Annotated in this window: 18 protein-coding genes and 1 tRNA gene; 10 read left to right on the top strand and 9 right to left on the bottom strand. The window is 69.0% G+C overall.

Translation table 11 applies throughout. The features are described from left to right. Positions 1–39 precede the first annotated feature (39 nt). Both Aru02nite_RS23390 and Aru02nite_RS23385 read right to left on the bottom strand, forming a co-directional pair. Complete coding sequence (locus Aru02nite_RS23390; RefSeq protein WP_203661237.1) at positions 40–963, bottom strand: Gfo/Idh/MocA family protein; 924 nt, start codon at positions 961–963, stop codon at positions 40–42. A 19-nt stretch (positions 964–982) separates the two neighbouring features. Continuing rightward, the gene (locus Aru02nite_RS23385) at positions 983–2542 is read right to left on the bottom strand and encodes an alkaline phosphatase D family protein (RefSeq protein ID WP_239076891.1); all 1560 of its coding nucleotides are present in this window, start codon (positions 2540–2542) and stop codon (positions 983–985) included. A 166-nt stretch (positions 2543–2708) separates the two neighbouring features. On the opposite strand from Aru02nite_RS23385, the gene Aru02nite_RS23380 reads away from it, so the two are divergent. Continuing rightward, positions 2709–3245, top strand: a complete 537-nt coding sequence (locus Aru02nite_RS23380; protein WP_203661233.1) for a GNAT family N-acetyltransferase — start codon at positions 2709–2711, stop codon at positions 3243–3245. Here Aru02nite_RS23380 and Aru02nite_RS23375 read toward each other — a convergent pair. Further along, entirely contained in the window at positions 3168–4016 is an 849-nt protein-coding gene (locus tag Aru02nite_RS23375; protein WP_203661231.1) for an ABC transporter permease, read from the bottom strand. The genes Aru02nite_RS23380 and Aru02nite_RS23375 overlap by 78 nt on opposite strands. A 133-nt stretch (positions 4017–4149) precedes the next feature. Here Aru02nite_RS23375 and Aru02nite_RS23370 point away from each other — a divergent pair, with 133 nt between their 5' ends. Together Aru02nite_RS23370 and Aru02nite_RS23365 are read left to right on the top strand one after the other, a co-directional pair. Next, positions 4150–5319, top strand: coding sequence for a sensor histidine kinase (locus Aru02nite_RS23370; RefSeq protein WP_203661230.1), 1170 nt, complete (start codon positions 4150–4152; stop codon positions 5317–5319). Then, positions 5316–5972 carry a response regulator gene (locus Aru02nite_RS23365; RefSeq protein WP_203661228.1) on the top strand — a complete coding sequence of 219 codons (657 nt, stop codon included), beginning with the start codon at positions 5316–5318 and terminating at the stop codon, positions 5970–5972. Before Aru02nite_RS23370 ends, Aru02nite_RS23365 begins: the two co-directional genes overlap by 4 nt. Positions 5973–6030: 58 nt before the next feature. Here the strand turns inward: Aru02nite_RS23365 and Aru02nite_RS23360 are convergent, their stop codons facing one another. Next, positions 6031–6594, bottom strand: a complete 564-nt coding sequence (locus Aru02nite_RS23360; RefSeq protein ID WP_203661226.1) for a TetR/AcrR family transcriptional regulator — start codon at positions 6592–6594, stop codon at positions 6031–6033. A 108-nt stretch (positions 6595–6702) separates the two neighbouring features. Here Aru02nite_RS23360 and Aru02nite_RS23355 point away from each other — a divergent pair, with 108 nt between their 5' ends. Continuing rightward, entirely contained in the window at positions 6703–7629 is a 927-nt protein-coding gene (locus Aru02nite_RS23355) for an SDR family oxidoreductase (RefSeq protein ID WP_203661224.1), read from the top strand. 24 nt (positions 7630–7653) lie between these two features. Next, positions 7654–8385 carry a BPL-N domain-containing protein gene (locus Aru02nite_RS23350; protein WP_203661222.1) on the top strand — a complete coding sequence of 244 codons (732 nt, stop codon included), beginning with the start codon at positions 7654–7656 and terminating at the stop codon, positions 8383–8385. Positions 8386–8407: 22 nt separating this feature from the next. On the opposite strand, the gene Aru02nite_RS23345 is transcribed toward Aru02nite_RS23350, so the two are convergent. Further along, complete coding sequence (locus Aru02nite_RS23345) at positions 8408–8980, bottom strand: DinB family protein (protein WP_203661220.1); 573 nt, start codon at positions 8978–8980, stop codon at positions 8408–8410. 95 nt (positions 8981–9075) lie between these two features. On the opposite strand from Aru02nite_RS23345, the gene Aru02nite_RS23340 reads away from it, so the two are divergent. The 4 genes from Aru02nite_RS23340 (at position 9076) to Aru02nite_RS23325 (ending at position 14396) form a co-directional block, all read left to right on the top strand. Then, complete coding sequence (locus tag Aru02nite_RS23340; protein WP_203661218.1) at positions 9076–10998, top strand: Hsp70 family protein; 1923 nt, start codon at positions 9076–9078, stop codon at positions 10996–10998. A 438-nt stretch (positions 10999–11436) separates the two neighbouring features. After that, positions 11437–11511: transfer RNA gene (locus Aru02nite_RS23335), tRNA-Lys, on the top strand. Between the two features lie 583 nt (positions 11512–12094). Beyond that, positions 12095–12799 carry a hypothetical protein gene (locus tag Aru02nite_RS23330; RefSeq protein WP_203661217.1) on the top strand — a complete coding sequence of 235 codons (705 nt, stop codon included), beginning with the start codon at positions 12095–12097 and terminating at the stop codon, positions 12797–12799. A gap of 160 nt (positions 12800–12959) precedes the next feature. Continuing rightward, positions 12960–14396 (top strand): tetratricopeptide repeat protein, encoded by a 1437-nt coding sequence (locus Aru02nite_RS23325; protein ID WP_203661215.1) that lies wholly within the window; start codon positions 12960–12962, stop codon positions 14394–14396. A gap of 20 nt (positions 14397–14416) precedes the next feature. On the opposite strand, the gene Aru02nite_RS37620 is transcribed toward Aru02nite_RS23325, so the two are convergent. From Aru02nite_RS37620 to Aru02nite_RS23305, 4 genes are all read right to left on the bottom strand, one after another. Continuing rightward, complete coding sequence (locus tag Aru02nite_RS37620) at positions 14417–15028, bottom strand: metallophosphoesterase (protein WP_203661213.1); 612 nt, start codon at positions 15026–15028, stop codon at positions 14417–14419. Next, complete coding sequence (locus tag Aru02nite_RS23315) at positions 15025–15813, bottom strand: nucleotidyltransferase domain-containing protein (protein ID WP_203661211.1); 789 nt, start codon at positions 15811–15813, stop codon at positions 15025–15027. Before Aru02nite_RS23315 ends, Aru02nite_RS37620 begins: the two co-directional genes overlap by 4 nt. Positions 15814–16579: 766 nt before the next feature. Next, positions 16580–16999 carry a DUF732 domain-containing protein gene (locus Aru02nite_RS23310; protein ID WP_203661209.1) on the bottom strand — a complete coding sequence of 140 codons (420 nt, stop codon included), beginning with the start codon at positions 16997–16999 and terminating at the stop codon, positions 16580–16582. Positions 17000–17201: 202 nt separating this feature from the next. Next, positions 17202–17723 (bottom strand): hypothetical protein, encoded by a 522-nt coding sequence (locus Aru02nite_RS23305; protein WP_203661207.1) that lies wholly within the window; start codon positions 17721–17723, stop codon positions 17202–17204. Between the two features lie 572 nt (positions 17724–18295). Here Aru02nite_RS23305 and Aru02nite_RS23300 point away from each other — a divergent pair. Continuing rightward, positions 18296–20878 carry a tetratricopeptide repeat protein gene (locus Aru02nite_RS23300; RefSeq protein WP_203661205.1) on the top strand — a complete coding sequence of 861 codons (2583 nt, stop codon included), beginning with the start codon at positions 18296–18298 and terminating at the stop codon, positions 20876–20878. Positions 20879–20912: the final 34 nt, after the last annotated feature.

Genomic DNA, 20912 nt, shown 5'->3' with positions numbered 1-20912 from the left:
GCTGGCCGGTGCGCCGCGGGGCGGGCCGTCTGCGGTGCGTCAGCGCAGGCCGGCGAGGGCCTGGTCGATGAGCCGCTGCAGGTGCAGCCCCCGGTGTACGTCGAGCGCGTGCGGTCGGCCCGAGCGGACCGCCGCCGCGAACTCGCGTCGTACCGTGGCCCAGCCGGCGGCGGAGTCGGCCTCGTCGCCGGCCAGGTCGCGGAAGTCGAGGCGGAGCTCGCCCGCCGGGCCGAACATGGCCAGCTCGGTGTACCCGCCCTCGGGTACCTCGCCGGTGAGGGCGAGCTGGCTGACCGCGCCGTTCGTGTGTTCGAGGGTGAGCGCCACCCAGCGCCGCGTGTCGCCGGTGGCGTGCACCCGGTCGATCTTGCCGACGGCGGCGTCCAGCAGGTCCAGCGAGTGCGGCGCGACGTCGTGCAGCACCCCGTACTCCAGGCGCCAGCCGAACGCGAACGGTCCCGCCACGAACGCCCGGGTGATCTGCCGGGCCTGCGCGCCGAGCGTGTCGAACCGCGCCGCCCGGGCCAGGAACTCGCGGATCCGCGGCCGGTACCGGTTGCTGAGCATGAGCTGGCTGACCACGCCGGCCGAGTCGATCGCCTCGGCGAGCCCGGCGGCCTCCGCGAGCGTCAGGCCGATCGGCTTGTCCAGCAGGACGGCCTTGCCGGCGCGGGCCGCCTCGGTCGCCATCCGCGCCTGCACGTCCGGCGGTACGGCGAACGCGACGGCCTCGCACTCGTCGAGCAGCGCACCGTACTCGGTGAACGCGGGCACCCCGTACGGCTCGGCCAGCTCGCGGGCGGCCTCCGCCCGCCGCGCCCACACCCCGACGAGCCGGGTCTCCGGCCCGCCGGTCAGCATCGGCGCCTGCGTCATCGTCGCCCACGGGCCGGCGCCGACCAGCCCCACCCGTACGGGCTCGTCGGTGTGCTCCGGACCCGTCGTCACCGCGTCGTCAGCCACCTGCGCAGGCTACCCCGGCTCAGCGGCGGTGCGGCGGAATCGCCCGGGTCCACAGCACCGCACCCGAGTTGTCGCGCAGCCGTACGGTCAGCTCGCGGGAGGCCGCGTCGATCGACACCTGCCCGAAGAACTGGTACTCGGTGGCCGGCGACGCGTTCGCGGTGGCCGGCGACTTCAGGAACACCTGCTGGCAGCCGAACGTACCGTCGATGGCGCCGGCCGGGAACGAGCCCGCGTTGAGCGGCCCGGACACGAACTGCCAGAACGGGTTGAAGTCGGTGAACGCGGCCTTCGCCGGGTCGAAGTACTGCGCGGCGGTGTAGTGCACGTCGGTGGTCAGCCACACCACGTTGCGGATGTCCTCGCGCTTGAGGAACGACAGGATCTCGGCGATCTGGAGTTCGCGGCCGAGCGGCTTTCCGTTGTCCCCCTGGGACACCGCCTCGAAGTTCGGCTTGCCCTCGGTGCCGTCCTTGACGACGATGCCGAGCGGCATGTCGTTCGAGATGACCTTCCAGGTGGCCTTCGACGCGGCCAGCTCGCGCTTGAGCCACTCGGCCTGCTCGCGGCCGAGGATGCCGCCGTCGTTGAAGTCCTGCCGGTCGGTCGAGTTCGCGTCCCGGTACCAGCGCATGTCGAGCACGAACACGTCGAGCAGCGGCCCGTGGTGCAGCACCCGGTAGATCCGGCCGTCCTTGTCGTACTTCGGCGTGATCGGCGTGTACTCGTGCCACGCCTGCCGCGCCCGGTACTTCAGCACGTCGACGCGCTTCTCCGTGTACTGGTCGTCGTCGAGCAGCTCGCCCGGGTACCAGTTGTTGTGGGTCTCGTGGTCGTCCCACTGCTGCACCTGCGCGACCTGCGCGTAGAACCGGCGCAGCGGCTCGTCCAGCAGGTTGTACTTGTACTGGCCGCGGTACTCCGCCAGCGTCTCCGCGACCTTCGACTTCTCCGGCGTGACGATGTTCCGCCACAGGCTGCCGTCCGGCAGGGTCACCTGCGACTCGAACGGGTCGTCGGCGTACACGTTGTCGCCGTTGCAGAGGTAGAAGTCCGGGTCGAGAGACCGCATCGCGTCGAAGATCCGGTACCCGCCGCGCGACGGGTCGATGCCCCACCCCTGGCCGCCGAGGTCGCCGGACCACAGGAACGAGACGTCCCGCGGCTTCGCCGGCACCGTACGGAACCGGCCGGTGAGCGGCTCCGAGGCGAGCGTGTCGTCGTCCGGATCGACCGCGGTGACCCGGTAGTGGATGTCGCGCCCGTCCGGAAGGCCGTGCAGCACGGCCTTTCCGGTCAGGTCGGTGTCCGGGGTGAGCAGCGGGCCGCGGACCCGCCGCACCCGCCGGAACCCCGGGTCGGTCGACACCTCCACGACCATCCGCGCCGGCTTGTCCGCCCGCGTCCACACCGTCCCGGTGCCGTACTCGACGTCGCCGACCTGCGTGCCGTGCGTCAGTACCGGTCGACCCGACCGGACCAGCGCCGGTGCGCCCGACGCGCGCCGACCGCCCAGCACCGGTACCGCGAGGGCACCGCCGGCCAGCAGCGCACCGCGCACGAGCGCGCGCCGACTCACCGCCGTCGCCTCCCTGTCCCGCTGAGACACCGCCAACCTCCGTACGTGGGGGATCGCCGCCGTGCGGCCATGTCCCCGGTCCTACCGGGCCAGGGCGAACACCGCATGACCTGACGGTGACGCGTTCGATTTACCTGCGGCCGGGCGCCGTGCCAGACTCGCGGCCATGCCGGGAACCGTGCCCACCACCGTCCGCCGGTACGCACCGGGCGACGCCGACGCGGTGCGCGCGCTGGCGTACCGGCTGACCGTCGGGGTGGCGCCGTGGCGGGACCAGGCGGCCGTCGCGGTCGCGGTGACCGGTTGGGTCGCCGACGCGATCGCCGGTACGGAGCCGATCTGGGTCGCCGTACGGGACGGCGCGCTCGTCGGGTTCGTGCACGCCGCGGAACGCCGGCACTTCACCGGCGAACGCGACGGGTACGTGGGGGAGCTGGCGGTCGCCGCCGACGCGGGACGTACGGGCGTCGGGCGCGCGTTGATGGCCGCCGTACACGAGTGGGCGGCGGGCCGGGGGCTGCGCCGGGTGACGCTGGAGACGGGCGCCGCGAACGCCACCGCCCGCGCCTTCTACGCCGCCCTCGGGTACGTCGAGGAGGACGTGCGGCTCACGCTGACGCTGCCGTCACAGGTCCCGCCGGTGCACGACGAGGACGGCGGCGACGACACCGGCGAGCGCCCACGCCCCGTACACCAGCCATGAGGCCGGAACCGTTGCCGGATAAGGGTTTCCGGGAAACGGTACGACGCCCGGCTCGGACAGCCGTTGCCACGCGGACAGCGGCAGCGCGTGTACGACCGCGGCGGTGACGCGGTGTTTCTGGTCGATCAGGTTCGGCAGCAGGAGAAGGACGGCGACCGCGGCGACCACGCTGCCCGCGGTGTGCCGGACGACCGCGCCGAGCCCGAGCCCGACCAGCGCGCACACCGGCGCCAGCAGCGCCGAGGCGACCACCGCCCGCCCCGCCTCCGGGTACGCGAGGGTCAGGCCGGCGCCGCGACCGGCCAGGATCGCTTGCGTGGCAAGGAACGACACGACCGAGACGACCGCACCGTACGTGGTCATGATCGCGGTGAGCACGGCGGCCTTGGCGGCCACGACCGACCGGCGCGCCGGTACCGCGGCGAACGTGGTGCGGGCGAGCCCGCTGGCGTAGTCGCTGACGATGGTCAGCGCGCCGAGCGTGCCCACCGTCAACACCAGCACGAACGCGGCACCGTTGCTGAACGCGTCGTTCATCGCCCAGCCCGGTACGAACTGGTGTCGGAGGTTGGCGTCGTAGTGCGGCCAGTTGCGGTAGTCGGCGAACGCGGCGTTCACGTTCATGCCGATCACGACGACGGCGCTCAGCAGGACGCCCCACCGGGTCGACCGCAGCGACCGGAACCGCAGCCACTCCGCCGCCAGCAGGTCCCGGAACCGCGCCCGCGGCTCGTCGTACGCCGGGCGTGCCGGGGTGTCGGTCTCGCTCATGCCGACCACGGTGCCGTTTCCCCCGTGCCGTCCGCGTCTGCCCGGGGTCGGGTCGTGCGGTGGGCGGAGCAGCCCCGGGGCGTACGCCCGCGGGCCGATGCCCGCCCGGACCGCCGCTGGCTACCATCGCCGCATGTCAGCCGCCCCCCGTGTGCCCCGAGTACGGCGCGTGTCGTCGACGGTCGGCACCGGGATCGTCTGGTTCGTGGCGTTCGTGTCGCCGCTGCTGCTGTTCGAGGTGCTGCACGGGGGCGACCCGGTGGGGCCGCCGTTCGGCCTGCCGCTGCTCGTCCTGCTCGTACCGCTGGTCGTGGTGCGGCGCCGACCCGTGATGTCCCTGGTACTCATGAACGTCGGGCTGCTCGTCGTCGCCACGCAGTTCCGCAGCCCGTTCACGCCGTGGTTCGTCAGCGACATCCGCGACATCCAGGTACTGCTCGCCGACGCCCTCATCAGCGTACTCGCGGCGATCCGGCCGCGCCGCACCAGCGTCCCCGCCGCCGCGGCCACCCTCGCGACGCAACTGGTGTTGCTGTTCGCGTTCCCGTACCGGCGGGTGGAGACGCAGGCGTTGGTCATGGTGCTGGTCGCGGCGAGCGCTTGGGCGATCGGCAGCATGGTCCGCCAGCGCCGGCAGTACGTTGCGGTGCAACGGGAACAGGCCGAGGTCCAGGCCGTACAGGCGGAGCGGCTGCGGATCGCCCGCGAGCTGCACGACATGATCGCGCACAGCATCGGCGTCATCGCCATCCAGGCCGGCGTCGGCCGCCGCGTCATCGACACCCAGCCGGCCGAGGCTCGGAAGTCGTTGGCCGCCATCGAGGACACCAGCCGGGACACGCTCGCCGGGCTGCGCCGGATGCTCGTCACGTTGCGCGGCGCCGACTCCGGCGCCGGATCCGCGCCGCTCGACCCGACCCCGGGACTCGCCGACCTGGACACGCTCGTCGAGCGCTGCGCCCACGCCGGCGTCCGCGTCACCGTACGGCGCACCGGGGAGACCGCGCCGCTGCCCGCCGAGATCGACCTCTCCGCGTACCGGATCGTCCAGGAGGCGCTGACCAACGTGATACGACACGCCCGTGCCGCGCGCTGCACCGTGACCATCGACCAGCGCGACACCGTACTGGCGCTGGACGTCAGCGACGACGGGATCGGGCCCGGCGTCAGCGATCCCGGGTACGGGATCATCGGGATGCGGGAACGGGTCGGCCTGCTGCACGGCACGTTCAGCGCGGCGGCGCGGCCGGAGGGCGGGTTCCGGGTGGCCGCGACGCTGCCGCTGCCGGCGGTGGCGGCGTGACCGTCCGGGTCGTACTGGCCGACGACCAGCCGCTGATCCGCGCCGGCCTGCGGGTCCTCATCGCCGACGACCCCGGGCTGGACGTCGTCGGCGAGGCCGGCACCGGCGCCGAGGCGGTACGCCTGGTGCGCGAGGTGGCGCCGGACGTCGTCGTGATGGACATCCGGATGCCCGGCATGGACGGCATCGAGGCCACCACCCGGATCACCGCCGAGCCCGACCCGCCGCACGTCCTCGTCCTCACCACCTTCGACGACGACGAGTACGTCTACGGCGCGCTGCGCGCCGGTGCCAGCGGGTTCCTGGTGAAGGACATGGCGCTGGAGGAGATCCTGAGCGCGATCCGGGTGGTGGCCGCCGGCGACGCGCTGATCGCGCCGAGCGTGACCCGCCGGCTCATCTCCGACTTCGTGGGCCGGCCGCGCACCACCCCGGCGTACCGGTCGGCGGCGGCGATCACCGACCGGGAACGCGAGGTACTGACGCTGGTCGGCAGCGGCCTCGCCAACGCCGAGATCGCCGCCGAGCTGCACATCAGCGTCGCCACCGCGAAGGCACACGTGGCCCGCCTGTTCACCAAGCTCGACGCGCGCGACCGCGTCCACCTCTGCATCATCGCGTACGAGATGGGCCTGGTGAGCCCGCCCGGCTGAGTACCACTGTCCACAGTGGACACGAGGGGTGCGCGCCGCGGGGCACGCCCGACCCCGCTCAGCCGCCCGCGGTCACGGTCCGCAGCTCCTCGTACGCCCCGCGCACCAGCTCCGCCATGTCCCGTTCCCCGTCGGCGAGCCACCGTACGAACGCGACCTGGAAGACGGCGATGCCGGCCTGCGCGGCCAGGATCGCCGCGGACTCCTCGACGCCGCGCTCGCGGAGCGCGCCGGCGAGCGCCGTGGCCAGCGTCGCCAGCTTGATCAGCTCGCGTTCCCGCAGCTCGGGATGCGCGTCGATGACGGTCTGCCGCTGCCGCGCCCGGTCCCGCCGCTCGTCGAACACCTCGCCGGTGGCGGCGAGTGCCGCGACGACCAGTTCGATCGGGGAGGTGTCGGCGGGGGCCGCCGCGACCTTGCCGACCAGGAACTCCTGCAGCGCCGCGGATCCGCCGAACAGCACCTCGCGCTTGTCGGCGTAGTGCCGGAAGAACGTGCGCTCGGTGAGGCCGGCCTCGCGGGCGATCTCGGCCACGGTGACCCGTTCGTACCCGCGCTCGCGGTACAGCGCGAGGGCCGCCCGCTCCAGGCGACCACGCGCGTTCGGCTCCCACCGGCCCATGCTCCGCATCATAGTGATGACAGTGCCTGACATCGAGTGCTACGTTGATGTCAGACACTGACATCGGTTCGCTCGGGTACCGCGGCGAGCCGTCACCTGGAGGTCTTCATGCGCGTATTCGTCACCGGAGCGTCCGGTTGGATCGGTTCCGCCGTCGTACCCGAGCTGATCGGCGCCGGGCACACCGTCGTCGGGCTCGCCCGCTCGGACGCCTCGGCCGCCGCCCTCACCGCCGCCGGCGCCGACGTACGCCGTGGCAGCCTCGACGACCTCGACGTCCTCCGGGACGCGGCCGCCGACGCCGACGGCGTGATCCACCTGGCGTTCAAGCACGACATCGCCTTCACCGGCGACTTCGCCGGCGCCGTCACCGCCGACCGCCGCGCCGTCGAGACCCTCGGCGCCGCGCTCACCGGCACCGGCCGGCCGTTCGTCCTCGCGTCCGGACTCGCCGGGCTCGCCGCCGGCCGCGTGCTCACCGAAACCGACGGCCGCACACCCGACCCCGCCTCCGCCGACGGCCCGAGCGGCCGGCAGGCCACCGCCCACCTGACCCTCTCGTACGCCGGGCGCGGGGTCCGGTCGTCCGTCCTGCGGCTCCCGCCGACCGTGCACGGCGACGGCGACAACGGCTTCCTGGCCGCCATCGTCGGCGTCGCCCGCGCCACCGGCATCTCCGCGTACGTCGGCGACGGCGCGAACCGCTGGCCCGCCGTACACCGGAGCGACGCCGCGCGCCTGTTCCGGCTCGCGCTGGAACACGCCCCCGCCGGCTCCGTCCTGCACGCCGTCGGCGACGAGGGAGTACCGCTGCGGTCCGTCGCGGAGGTCATCGGCCGCCACCTCGGCGTACCGGTCGGGTCGGTCGCGCCCGCCGACGTCGACGCGCACTTCGGCTGGCTCAGCATGCTGATCGGCGCGGACGTCCCGGCCTCCGCCGACCTCACCCGCGACCTCCTGGACTGGCGGCCCACCGGGCCCGGCCTGCTCGCCGACCTCGACGAGCCGCACTACTTCCTCCCGCGCGCCGCCTGACCGCGGCGGTGGGAGAGTGTCGGGATGCGGCGCAGGGCGGTGGTACTCGGGGCGGTGGGTGCGGCGGTCGCGGCGGCCGGCTGCGGACCCGGGGAACGGCACGGCGGGCTGGCGCTGGTGTACCGGGGGCCGGTGTCGCTGCCGGGTTGTCCGGAAGCGGCCGCGAACCTGGTACGGCGGGCGCGCCCGGACCTGCGCGTCGCGTACTGCGGGCCGGGGGAACGGCGCCCGCTGACCGCCGCGACCCTCGCCTCCGCCGTGCTGTACGTGCAGCCCGGCGGCGGTGACCTCGACCCGGCGTGGCGCGAGACCCGCCGGTACGCCCCGGCGCTGCGGCACTGGGTCCGTACCGGCGGCCGCTACCTGGGCATCTGCCTCGGCGGGTACCTCGCCGGCGCGGACCCGGGCTTCGCGCTGCTGCCCGGCGACAGCGACGAGTACGTGGGGTCGCCCGGCGCCACCGTCCCCGACGAACGCGACACCGTCATCGCCGTCTCCTGGCGCGGCCACCGCCGCCACCTGTACTTCCAGGACGGCCCGCTGTTCCGCGTCACCGCGCGGGCCACCGTCCTCGCGCGGTACGACACCGGCGCCGTCGCCGCGCTCGTCGCCCCGTGCGGCAGCGGCCGCGTCGGCGTCGTCGGCCCCCACCCCGAAGCCGACCGCACCTGGTACGCCGACGCCCACCTCACCAACCCGGACGGGGTGCGGTTCGACCTCGGCACCGACCTCGTACGGCACACGCTCGGGTCGTGACGGCGCCGGGTTCGTACCGGACTCAGGCGAAACGGTCGGCGATGGCGGTCAGCCGCCGGGTGTACGCGGGCCAGTCGGTGGTGTCGGAAACGTTGCCACGACCGGGAAGCAGGCCGACGGCGCCGTCGATCCGTTCGCGCAGGATGTCGGCGTGGCCCGCGTGGCGCTGCAGGTCGACGATCACGTGTACCAGGATCTGGTGGAGGGTGACCTGCTCGCCGCCCCAGTGCGCGACGTGCCCCACCGCGTCGAGCGGCAGGTCGTCGATCGTCCGGTCGGCGAAGGCCCACACCCGGCGGTACAGGTCGACGATGCCGGCGGCGGTCTCGCTCTCGGTCGCGTACCAGTCGGCCTGCGGGTCGGGGCCGTCGGGCGGGACGAGCTCGTCGGGCGTCGGCCAGTCGCGGCCGAACGTCGGCCCGAAGTAGAGCGCCTCGGTGTGCAGCGCGTGCTTGACGATGCCGAGCAGGTTCGTACCGGTCGGCGTGCGCGGCAACCGCACGTCGCGTTCGGAGAGCCCGGCCAGCTTCCACAGCAGTACGTCCCGGGCGCCCTGCAGGTAGCCCGTCAGTACGTCCTTCGGCGTGGCAACCATGCGCGCAGTCAACCACCGCGTACCGCCGGCGACCAGTCCGAGGCCGTCCCCGTCCGGCCCGCCTTCCGGTGGCCGCGACCTCGTACCCTGCCCGCGTGTCTGGATTCCGGCTCGGTGTCGACTACGGGACCTCCACCACCGTCGCGATGCTGCGGTGGCCGGACGGGCGTACCCGTCCGTTGCTGTTCGACTCCTCGCCGCTGCTGCCGTCGGCCGTCTACCTGACACCCGAGGGCGCGCTGCTGTGCGGCCGGGACGCGCAGCACAGCACCCGACTGGACCCGACGCGGTACGAGCCGAATCCCAAGCGGCACATCGGCGATGGCAGCCTGCTGCTCGGCGGCCACGACCTGCCACTGGTACAGGCGGTCGCGGCGACCCTGCGCCGGGTACGCGACGAGGCGGTACGCACGGCGGGCCCGGCGCCGCTGGACGTGACGATCACGTACCCGGCAGCCTGGGCGGCACTGCGCCGCGGCGTGCTCGTCGAGGCCGCCGCCCTCGCCGGCCTCCCCGCGCCCACCCTCGTACCGGAGCCGGTCGCCGCGGCCGCGTACTTCGCCACGATGCTCGGCCACCGGGTCGCCCCCGGCGACGTCGTCGTCGTGTACGACATGGGCGCCGGCACGCTGGACGTCAGCGCCGTCCGGCGTACCCCGACCGGGTTCGAGGTGGTCGCGGTCGACGGGCTGCCCGACTTCGGCGGCCTCGACCTGGACGCGCTCGTGGTCGAGCAGGCCCGCGCGGCCGTGGACGACGCGACCTGGCAGCGGATCACCGCACCCACCGATCCCGCCGACCGGCGCTACTTCCGGGCGCTCTGGGACGACGCGCGCACGGCCAAGGAGATGCTGTCGCGTACCGCCAGCGCCGCGCTGCCGCTGCCGCTGGTCGACCGGGACGCGGTCGTCAGCCGCGAGTCCTTCGAGGCCGCCGCCCGGCCCCGCCTCACCCGCGCCGCCCAGCTCACCACGTCCGTACTCGGCCAGGCCGGCGTACCGGTGGACGCCCTCGCGGGCCTGTTCCTGGTCGGCGGCTCGTCCCGGGTACCGCTGGCCGCCACCGTCCTGCACCAGGTCACCCGCATCGCCCCGACCGTCCTGGAGCAGCCGGAACTCGTCGTCGCGGAGGGCGCGCTGCACGCCTCGCCGCAGCAGGCGGCCGCACCCGCCCCGGCCCCGCTCGTCGTCGAACCACCGGTGGCTTCGGCGATGCCGACCCCGCCGTCCGGTCCGCCGGATGCGGCGCCACCGGTGTCCCCGGCCGGATTCGCCACGTCGGATCACCCGGACTCGGCGGCGCCGGTGCCACCCGCGTACGCGCCGCAGGTACCGACGCAACGGCCGACCGCGGAACGACCGTGGGCGCTGCCGGCAGTCGCCGGTGCGGTGGTACTCCTCGTGCTGGCCGTCATCGGGGCCTCGTTGCTCGCGGACAAGGGCAACCGGAACGACGGCGGCGGAGCCGCGGGCGCGAGCGGGTCGACGACGAGTCCGACGGTGAGCGCGTCGGTGAGCCCGACGGCGAGCCCGTCTCCCAGCGGTCCGCCGGCGCTGTTCACCACCACGCCCAACCCCGCCTCGCTCCTCACCAGGACCGAGGTCGGCAGGTACGTGTCACCGGTCGCCTGGTCGCACAAGGAAACCGTGAAGTCCAACGGCGGCGACCTCAGCGTCCCCGGGTACGTATGGGGCGACGACAAGGACCCGAAGAAAACCGCGACACTGGAGATCGGGGTCAAGCGCTTCAGCGAAAGCGCCGGGACGTGCGAGGTCGGCTCGTGCGTCTACGACGCCGCGTCGCTCGTACAGGGGCTGAGCTACTGGGGCGACGAGACGAGCGTCGACATCCCGGGCACGGACAACGCCATCGCCGGCCAGTACGAGGCGGGAGTCCAGCTGGCCAACCTGGCCGTGGTCATCAACTACTCGGGCCACTCGGACGCCAGCCGGGCGACGCTCGTGGCCATCGCCAGGCTCGTCGCCGCGCACGTCGCGAAGCTCCCCCGCCGCGGCTGACGGCCGCACATCGGCCCGACGCCATGGCCGTGCCGGGATCCGCGCCCGATCCCGCCGGCTCCCGCCCGTACCAGGTCTGGAAGGTCGGCGTGGGACGCGCAGCGGCACCTGGTTGCGGTCGGGTCGGCGGTGGGCATGAGCCGCGCCGTGGCGGCGAGCGCCCGTCATGGTAGGCGACCCTCCTGGTCACCGTGGCCAGCGCTGCGCCGGCGACCCCCCGGTCGATCGGGTCGCCGGTGGCGGGTCGTAGCCCGCCGCTGCCCGATCGCGGGGAGCGCCGTGGCTGCGGCAAGGGCGACAATGCCGGGCGAACCTGCCGGTCGCTGCCGCTGCCTGCCGCGCTGCTCACTGTCCGGAGTGCGTCGGCTGTCGGCTAGTATGACCGACTGGCGATAGCTGCGGGCAGCGAGAGGTCACTGGCGGCACGTAGCGTCGATGCCGGGGTGCTAGCTCAATTGGCAGAGCTGCGGACTTTTAATCCGTGGTTGTGGGTTAGAGCCCCACGCGACCGGGCCTATGAGCAGCATCTATAGCTCTTAGTTACATAGTGATCTTGTGATGGGTGCTCGATGGGTGCTCGACGCCTGCACCTCCGGACTTTGGCTCGGATCACGAGTCTGACTGCTGTCCGCAGAACCATTACGCTGCGTAGCGAGTTTCTGGATCGTCTTCTCTACGGTCCTGTGCGGGAACGGCAAACGTGGTGTGCTTACCCGAGTCCCGTCTTCCATGACCGCTGCGCCCTACCGCTGTTGGTCGACACCCAACTCGGTAACGCTCGGCAGTCATGTGGTGTGCCGGGAAACGGATTCCCCAACCGGCACCGTCAGCCGCACCAGCTGCTCGCCACCCCGACCAGTGACGATGCCCACCAGCCAGCCGGACGTCCGCGGCGACAGCCCCTGGCACCGGGATTCACTGCAGCTGACCGCCATGATCGTCTGCTACGCATCAAGATCAACGACCAGGCCGATCAACGATCACTGGACAGCCTTTAGTGGCGGATCTATGCCCAACTCGACAAGCTGGTAGCTGTGACCGTGAATGACCGAACGGCCGAAGGATTCGGCAGGCCGCCCCAAACTAGGATCTCTGGATGCCCAACTCAGCCTCCCAACTCGCGGCGCTCCTCGAGAGCTGGCAGGTCGCCTCGGGCGCCACACCCGAGCAGTCGCGGGGCCTCCGAGGCGGTCAGGAACTCAGCTTCTGGCGGAAGCAAGCGATGGCCGTTGCATTGCTCCGAGACGTCGAGCGTACGTTAGCCGGCATGGAGGCCCTCGGAAACGACATTTCACCCTTCCAACGAGCCTTGCCTCGATGGTATGAGGCAGTCTTTTCATACACCGTGCCTTGGCGCGATGGCGGTAAGAACGGGCCGCGGCCAGCGATCGCCGAAGATCCACTGTATTTTCTGAAGGCCCTCGGCGGACAGATCGACGCAATGGGCCTCGGCGTTGAGCTCAGCGAGAATGTCACACGAACGCTCATGTCAACTCTGGCTGAGGCAGAGGATCTTGCGCGAGAAGACACAGGACTTAGCCCCTCGTTGCGTCGATATGTGCTCGCGCTCATCAAGGAGGCCCGCAACGCGGTTGAAGAGATCGAACTGTTCGGGACATCCGCTCTGCGATCGATCAGCGCTGAGCTCGGCGGCGCCATCCTTGCCGCCGCCAACGAATCAACGTCTGAAGACCGGCGCAGTGCGTGGACTAAGATCCTTAAGGATGTACTGCTTCCTCTCGGGATAACCGTCGCGGGCCAGATCGCCGGCACCGCTCTCCAGAACCAACTTGGGATGTAGGACCACCTAGCTGTTAACGTCGAGCCCAGCGCTCTGAGTGCGGAAGGGCGATCTGTTTCGCACGTGTCTTCGCAATTGGCGAGCGAACAAGGCACCCTAGGCACTCCGAGTCCGAACCAACGGATCGTGAGAAACCCGGGCATCGGTTATCCTATGCAACATGAACGATGCGCTGCCTCTTCGTATCTTCCTCGCATCCCCTGGTGACACCCGTGATGAGCGCGCGGCCGTTCGCGCCTGCGTCGATGAACACAATTCCCGGCGCGAGCGCGAGACGAATATGACCTATGAAGTCATCGGCTGGGAGCAGACGCGCGGAACTGCTCGCCGACCACAGGAATCGATCAACGAACTGATCGCTGAGAGTCATTTCCTTATTGCTTTGTTCAAGGGATCTTGGGGCAGTGAGCCAGGTAGCCCATGGGGATACACCTCTGGCACCGAGGAGGAACTATTCACGGCCCTTCTTGAGCTCGGCGAAGCTGAGCGACCGATGAGGGACATATGGGTTGCTTTTCTTGATCATGCGTCACCCAATGAACGGATTGAACAGCTTCGCAAACAGATGTCCGAGCGGCACTCGATGATGTACGAGACCATCGCCAACATCCAGGAACTCAAGATCAAGTTGGCTCAGCGACTAGAGACTTGGGAAGCACTCGGAGGCGCCAAGGTTGTTCGGCGAATAAGTCTGCTCCCCTCTTCCGGCAAAGATGTGCTCAGCGCCGCGAACCTACGCTTGAATGGCGAGAAACTCGTCGAGCTCGGCCAGGCCGAATTGGGTCAGTCTTCGCTCGAGAAGGCAGCGGCATTAGGGGGTCCGACTGAACACCTGGCGTACGCGAGGTTCCTTGCACGGCACGGCGATTTCGACGGAGCACGGGATCTAACGCAGAAGGCGATTGATACCTTCGTTGATGGAGGATCGTCGTTGTACACCCCACCCGCGGCCGAAGCCTTCGCTGCCCAAGCAGGCGTGCTGCGTCTGCAGGGACGCGATGACGACGCCATTGGTCGATTGCTGCATGCGTTAACACTCATTGACGGACAGCGCGACCAATACGCCATGAAGGTCAGTTGTCAAATACTCGATCAGCTCGGACTCGCGCGCCAGGCCACAGGCGACCTTGAATCGGCTCGGCGAGACTTCGAGGACGCACTCAGATTTCGACGCGAATTCCATCAGGATCTGGATCTGTGTCAGTCACTCGTCAATCTAGCCAGGTTGGAAGTCCGTGCAGGCAACTTGCAGCGAGCGGCTGAGTATTCAGACGAGGCATCGGAGCTCCTTCGTCGCGTTCCTCCGACAGCACTGTCCGCTAATGCGGAGGTACTGGCCGCCCAGGTGCGGCTCCGCTTGGGAAGGGCTGAAGAGGGTTTATCGAACGCGAAACGGGCACTATCTCTGAACAAGAAAATCGCAAGTCGGCGCGGCCAAGCTATCTCTTTACTCTTACTCGCTCAGTGCTGCCGTGCGATTGGCGAGAATGACGACGCGAAAGAGTATGCGTACGCTTGCCGTGAGCTGAACGGAATAATGAAGGACGAAAGAGGAGCGAGTAAAGCGCAGTGGATTCTAGACGAACTTCAACGGTGAGTCGCGCCGACCATCTGGCCTTACGGCCTAACGATATCTCCGCTGGATTCGACTTGAACGAAGTCGAGGGTGGGCCAGAGTAGAGCCGTCAGTCGCCCGCCAGTACCGTCACATCCTGTGTCGAGTTGGGCCGAACCCTCTCGAACTACTGGGAGTTCGCCGATCGGCAGATGTGCGCTAATCCGGAACTTCGAACCCGACACAGGCGGCGGAACGTGTTTAGCAATCAAGTCCTCGGTTTCATAAGTTTCCGGCATATTCCGTATCGCATCAACATGTTCCCTTGGGAGATTTTCTCGAAAGTCCGATAGAACGTCAGCGCGCACGTTCCTGCCGCCGACATACGACCGAATTGTCACTGCCCCACCCATTTTCAGGAAGGGTCCCAAGTTGCCAGTGTCCAAGGCATCGAGCAAAGCGGTCTCGTGGTTTCCTCGAAGAAGTGTGACAGTTCCGGAGCGCGCTACCGAAATTAGCTCTTGCAACACTTCGCGTGATTCCTTACCCTTGTTTATGTAGTCACCAAGGAATACCACGTGTGCTAGGTCCTGTGCCGCAAGGATGCGAAGCATCGCGTTAAGTGCCGTCAGATTCCCATGTACGTCCCCAACGAATGCTGTTTTAGTCTTCATAGTAGAATCTTTTCTACCTCCGCGTAATCAGTTCCATTCCCCGTGCTCCCTAGGGCCATGAATCCCATGGAGAGAAGATCGCTTGGGCTCCCCCAGTCGTTGACGATCGTTGCCTCAAGAGAGCCGTGTCGACTAGGCGGGAATTCGCCGAGTATCGCGCGCAGTCGCAAGAGGCAGTCCTTCAAATCGCCAGCTGCAGCTGGTGTCGACTGTCGGGAGGCAAGCAGGTCAGCCAGATGAGGGTCGTCGAGTCGTACTGCGAGCTCACGAACAGAGAAGCACGGATTCCCGTCGGCGATCGCGCGGGCGTACAAACAACTGCGCAGCAAGTATCGAGCTTCGCGCAAGAGTCCGAGAAGGTACCTCGGAAGATCTCTTTCTGGGCTCGTGAAAAGCTCACACATGTGCCATGCGCGGGTGAGGAGGCGGTCGGTGTCGACATCACCCATGGCTCCGACCGCGCGCGTCAAGCGGCCGTGTTGATCCCAGATGATCTTGCCGTCGCGCTTGAGGTGGGACCCGAACAGGGTGCCGACGCCGGTCGCGAGTTGGCCGTTGGTGTAGTAGCTGATGTTCACGTCGCCTGCGAAAGTACTGGGCCGGGCAGCGGGAACCAGCGCAAGGACGTCGAGATCTGAGCCAGACACCGCATCCCCGCGCGCCTGGCTTCCGTAGACCATCAACCCCTCGACCTCCGAGGGCACCTCGGGAAAGTCCTCAAGGATGCTGGGTGGGACACCCATGTCTAGCAGAGCGCGAACGACGTCATCACGGACCACACACATCGCAACACCGAAACGGCACGCCCTCTTCCAACGAGTGGTCCGACCCATCCACTAACGACGGCGCCTTGACAGACGTCGTCGAGTGGAGCGCTCATCTGGTCCGGCAACTGCGCCTGCACCTGCGGGCCGGTGGTCATCGGGACGTGGGGGTGGAGTGTGGCCTGGACGGCGAGGGTGCGCCGGTCGGAGCAGGTTGCTGTTCCGGATGGTGTGGCGGATGTGTTGTTGTGGCGGTTGGCGGTTGATGTGCTGGCCGAGCATCAGGATGAGGGTGCCGGTAGTTGCGGGAGCCTGTTGTGTTCGGGGGAGGTGTATCCGTGCCGGGCGGCGCGGACCGCGCAGCGCGCGATGGACGCCGCCCAAGCGGGCGAGCCTTTCACCGCGGCTGTCACGACTGACGTTGAGACTGCAGAGCATGAGAGTGGCGCGTTGCCCGGCTTGCCATGGTCGTCGAGGGTGGTGCCCCCGCCAGGGTGGTTCGGACCGTGCTCTGAAGTCCCGGCCGATCGGCCGGCGCGAGGGCTCGGCCTGGCCGGCCTGTATCGGCGGGGCTCGCGGCTCTCGTGGATTCGTTCTGTAGCAACGGGATCAGGGTCGGAGCGCGCTGGCACCGTGGCCCTGCCGGCGTCGGCTGTCTCCCGACTGGGGGTACGAGCCGCCGGGTCTGGGGAACGGCGTGCCGCAGCGTAGACACCGTCATCCGTCCCGCGCCGACGCAACCTTCGCTGCAGACAGTGTGTTGAACCGTCCGCGGCGGCGAGGCCGGTCAGGAGGGGCAGAGAGTCTGGTGCGCGATCGCGACCAGTTTGCCGGCGGTGGTGTGGCTGGTCGGTTCGCGTCGTTGCGTGATGGTCACTGCGCCGTCGGCGTTGGAGTGGTCGATCAGGTAGCAGATGTCGCGGCCTCGGTAGAGGGCGAGTTCGGGTCGGGCGGTGAGCTGGATGTCGAGGTGGTCGGCGGCGGTCAGGTAGGCGCGGTCGGCGTCGGTGCGGTCCAGCGGTGGGCACACGAAGCGGATGGTGGCGTTGACGACGTATTCGCCGTTGCCGCCGCGGACGTGGTGTCGTCGGGTGATCTGTTGGGCGATGGGGGTGATGGTGGTGGTGCGCAGCTGGGTGCAGACGCTTTTGCCGACGGCGAGGACTGCCTGTCGGGATCCGGGCATGACTGTTTGCGCGGTGTCCACGAACGCTCCGTCCAGGTCCGTCGACGGGGCGGGTGAGGCTGCGTACCAGCCGTAGGACTGGCTGGGGCTCGGTCGTGGGCTGGGGCCTGCTGGGTGCGGTGGGTGTTCGGCGCATGCGGTGGGAGTGGCGAGTGCGAGCACGATCGCGCCCGTCGCGCTGAGGATGCATCGACGGGAACGATGTCGACGCGAGGTGGTGGGCTTAGTGGGCTGCATGGCGCCACATCCGGATCAGGTACTGCTCCAGGTCGTGGTACTCGCTGGTGACTTGGCGAATCTCGGCGAGGCTGAGAGCGTCCAGCCGCTGGTTCAGTTGCCGGTCGCGTTCGGACGCCTCGTCTCGTCCCCGGTGCGCGACTGAGACGCGGTAGAGGCCGGTCGTGGGGAGCTCGATGCTGGCGTTCGGACCGGCGACATCGTAGGGCGCGCGGAGCATGACCGCTCGGGTCGGCCACTCGACATCCATGGTGGGCAGCACGTGCCATCCTTCGCGGGCCGGGTCGGACTTGGGCTCGGTGTCCCAGACTTCGACCGTGACGAGGATGTGGGCCATGTTCTGGATGGTGCTGATGTAGACCACGCCGGTGTCGGTGGCGGCGATGTCGCGCAGGGCGTTGCCGATGACTGGTCCGATGTGGGTGTCCAGTGGCGGGTATGAGTCCAGGGCGATGGCGGGGTCTTCGGCTGACACCGACATGTTGTGGCGGGTGATCAGGGTGGCCATGCCGGTCCCCTCGGTCGTTCCGGTGGGCCCGGTGTGCGACGTGGGGTCGTGAAACACCGGGCCCGAGGCTATCAGCTAGGGCTGCACGTCGACGTAGAACGCATCGCCTTCAAGGAGCCGGTTCGGCAGGTAGAACTGGGAGCCGAGCCGGCGTCCGGAGTCCTGGTTGTCCTTGGCTTTGATCACGCGAGCGGAGCCGGCCCAGTCCCGCCGCCCACCTGCCTGGCGAGGAACTGCACCGGATAGAAGTTCGTGACCACCGGCAGGCGGTCCGTCGCCACCTTCTGGGACCGTCCGCAACCGGTAAGCAGCACGGACACCGGCAACACGAAGCACGCTGCCACGATCCAGGCCAGGAGCTTATAGAAAACGACATCCATTATTAATGGATGTCCTGGCGTCGAGTCCTGGTTTCCTTGGCACGGATGACGCGAGCGGAGAGGCTGACAGCCCGTGTGCGTGTCGGGTAGCCGACACGCAGCGTCGGAGGATGGCGGGGGATTGTGTTCTGTTGGGACCCTCGTGTGTGGAGGTGGCCAATGGGGCGGGGGCTGTCGAGGCCGGTTGTGGCGGTGGCTGGTGTGGTGCTGGCCGCGGCCGGAGGCGCGGCGGCGTCGGCCGCCACAGCGGGATGGAAGCAGTGGTGGGTGCTGCTGCCAGTGGGTGCGGTAGGCGCCGCGGCTGTGGCGGGGTCGGGGGTGGCGCAGGAATGGTGGAAGGCCGCGGTGCGGTCATCTGCTGACCGACGCCGGGTGGTGGTGGATGGGTCAGTGACCGTGTCGGGCCGACTGGGTCGGGTGGCTCAGTACACCGATCCGGTGCAGTTCGGTGTGCACCCGGCCCAACAGCTTGCCGATCCAGAGGATGTGTCCGAGGAACGTATGCCGCCGTACGTGCCGCGCGATGAGGACCCTCACCTTCGGGAACGGCTCGCTCGAGGCGGGTTGGTACTGCTGGTTGGCGACTCCACCGCCGGCAAGTCCAGGACGGCGTTCGAGGCGATCACCGCAACCCTGCGAGACCACGTGCTGTTCGCGCCCGACCCGATGAACCCGGACGCGGTGACCGCGGCACTGTCTGAAGCGCGGTCTATGCGCAAGTGTGTGGTGTGGCTCGATGACCTGGAGCGATTTCTCAACGGCACACAGCTGACCGCAACGAGTCTTGCGAGCTTGTTCACCGACAAGCAGGCGCATCGGGTCGTCCTCGCGACGCTCCGGGCCGCCGAGTACGACCGGCTGACCACCTCCACCGATGAAGCCGATCGCGAGCTGCAGCAGGACGCACGTGCAGTCCTGGACCAGGCATACCGGATCCGGTTGCCGCGCCGGTTCAGCCCAGACGAGCTTGACCGAGCGCGTTCCCGGGCGTGGGACCCGCGGATCGCGGACGCGGTGGAGCATGCCGACCGGTTCGGCATTGCCGAGTACCTCTCGGCCGGCCCGGAGCTGTGGGCGGCCTACGAGGCGGCCCAAGACGCGAACACGGACCCCAAGCGACCCACTCATCCCCGTGGCGCAGCGCTTGTCGCAGCCGCCATCGACCTACGCTGCGCCGGGTACCTATCGCCTCTTCCGACAGCGGTACTAGAGACTGTCCACACCGCCAATCTCGAGCGCCTGGGCGGTCACGTCCTGCGCCCCGAACCTCTCGAGGAGGCATGGGAGTGGGCCACACAGCCGCGCCGTGCCACCACTGCGCTCCTTCAACCCCACGGCGCCGGCATGGTCGAGATTTTCGACTACCTGGTCGACGTCACACAACGCACCCGACCTGTCGACAACCACGTCCCGGAGGTGACAATCGACGCCGCACTGCGCAAAGCCAGCTATCGCGATGCCATCGCCATAGGAGACACTGCCCAAGCGCAGGGCCGTTATCGCCTCGCCAAGGACGCATTTGATCGTGCCCTTCGGCATGCACGCGAAGCTCTCGGTCCCGAACACACAGAGACTCTGACTGGTCGTAGCAGGTGCGCAGTGGCGTTGTCTAATCTGGGTCGGTATGGCGAGGCGGAGGTTGAGCATCGGGCCGTGCTGGAGGCACGCTTGCGGGCCTTGGGCGCCGAGCACCCGCACACCCTGACCAGTCGCAACAACCTGGCGATGGCGCTGACCCAGCTGGGCCGGTACGACGAGGCGGAGGTCGAGCTTCGCGCCGTGGTGGAAGCAAGCACGCGGCTGCTGGGTGCCGACCACCCGAACACTCTGACGGGCCGTGACAACCTGGCGACGGCGTTGACTCGGCTGGGCCGGTACGACGAGGCGGAGGTCGAGCTTCGCGCCGTGGTGGAAGCAAGCACGCGGTTGCTGGGTGCCGACCACCCGAACACTCTGGCAAGCCGCAGCAGCCTAGCAGTCGTGTTGTCTGACCTGGGTCGGTATGGCGAGGCGGAGGTTGAGCACCGCACTGTCGTGGAGGCACGTACAGGATTGGTGGGTGCTGACCATCCAGACAGCCTGCTCAGTCGCCACAATCTGGCAATGGTGTTGTCTGACCTGGGTCGATATGACGAGGCGGAGGTCGAGCTTCGGGCCGTGGTGGCGTCGTGTACGCGGCTGTTGGGCGCTGACCACCCGAACACTCTGTCCGGCCGCGACAGCCGGGCCACGGTGAGGTTTCAAATGGGTCGGTATGACGAGGCGGAGGCCGAGCTTCGCGCCGTGGTCGAGTCATGTGCGCGGCTCTTGAACGCTGAGCACCCTGACACTCTGACCGCTCGCGGCAACCTCGCTACGGTCTTGTGTGAGTTGGGCCGGTATGACGAGGCGGAGATCGAGCACCGCGCTGTCTTGGAGGCACGTACGCGACTGCTGGGCCCTGATCACCCAAGCACTCTGACCAGCCGCAACAACCTCGCGATGGTGCTGTCGGATCTGGGCCGGTTTGACGAGGCTGAGGCGGAGCACCGCGCCGAAATGGAGACTTGTACGCGGGTGTTGGGTGCCGAGCACCCTGACACACTGACCAGCCGTGGCAACTTGGCGATGGTGTTGTGCGAGTTGGGCCGGTTTGATGAGGCCGAGGCCGAGCTACGGGCCCAGCTCGAGACCTGTACGCGGGTTCTGGGCGCTGAGCACCCAACCACCCTGAGCGGCCGCCGGAGCCTGGCGCAGATACTGGAACGTCGAACGGAGCAGGGCAGCTTGCCCTAGGTGTACTGACCACAGTGGTTGGTGACGGGGACCG

Source organism: Actinocatenispora rupis, assembly GCF_016861975.1.
Classification (GTDB): domain Bacteria; phylum Actinomycetota; class Actinomycetes; order Mycobacteriales; family Micromonosporaceae; genus Actinocatenispora; species Actinocatenispora rupis.
This window is presented reverse-complemented; position numbering and strand designations above follow the sequence as displayed.

Coding starts and splice junctions, on each gene's coding strand:
- Aru02nite_RS23380 (WP_203661233.1), top strand. CDS start 2,709: ATGCCGGGAACCGTGCCCACCACCGTCCGCCGGTACGCACCGGGCGAC.
- Aru02nite_RS23305 (WP_203661207.1), bottom strand. CDS start 17,723: ATGGCCACCCTGATCACCCGCCACAACATGTCGGTGTCAGCCGAAGAC.
- Aru02nite_RS23325 (WP_203661215.1), top strand. CDS start 12,960: ATGAACGATGCGCTGCCTCTTCGTATCTTCCTCGCATCCCCTGGTGAC.
- Aru02nite_RS23360 (WP_203661226.1), bottom strand. CDS start 6,594: ATGGGCCGGTGGGAGCCGAACGCGCGTGGTCGCCTGGAGCGGGCGGCC.
- Aru02nite_RS23330 (WP_203661217.1), top strand. CDS start 12,095: ATGCCCAACTCAGCCTCCCAACTCGCGGCGCTCCTCGAGAGCTGGCAG.
- Aru02nite_RS23315 (WP_203661211.1), bottom strand. CDS start 15,813: ATGTGTGTGGTCCGTGATGACGTCGTTCGCGCTCTGCTAGACATGGGT.
- Aru02nite_RS37620 (WP_203661213.1), bottom strand. CDS start 15,028: ATGAAGACTAAAACAGCATTCGTTGGGGACGTACATGGGAATCTGACG.
- Aru02nite_RS23355 (WP_203661224.1), top strand. CDS start 6,703: ATGCGCGTATTCGTCACCGGAGCGTCCGGTTGGATCGGTTCCGCCGTC.
- Aru02nite_RS23375 (WP_203661231.1), bottom strand. CDS start 4,016: ATGAGCGAGACCGACACCCCGGCACGCCCGGCGTACGACGAGCCGCGG.
- Aru02nite_RS23350 (WP_203661222.1), top strand. CDS start 7,654: ATGCGGCGCAGGGCGGTGGTACTCGGGGCGGTGGGTGCGGCGGTCGCG.
- Aru02nite_RS23370 (WP_203661230.1), top strand. CDS start 4,150: ATGTCAGCCGCCCCCCGTGTGCCCCGAGTACGGCGCGTGTCGTCGACG.
- Aru02nite_RS23345 (WP_203661220.1), bottom strand. CDS start 8,980: ATGGTTGCCACGCCGAAGGACGTACTGACGGGCTACCTGCAGGGCGCC.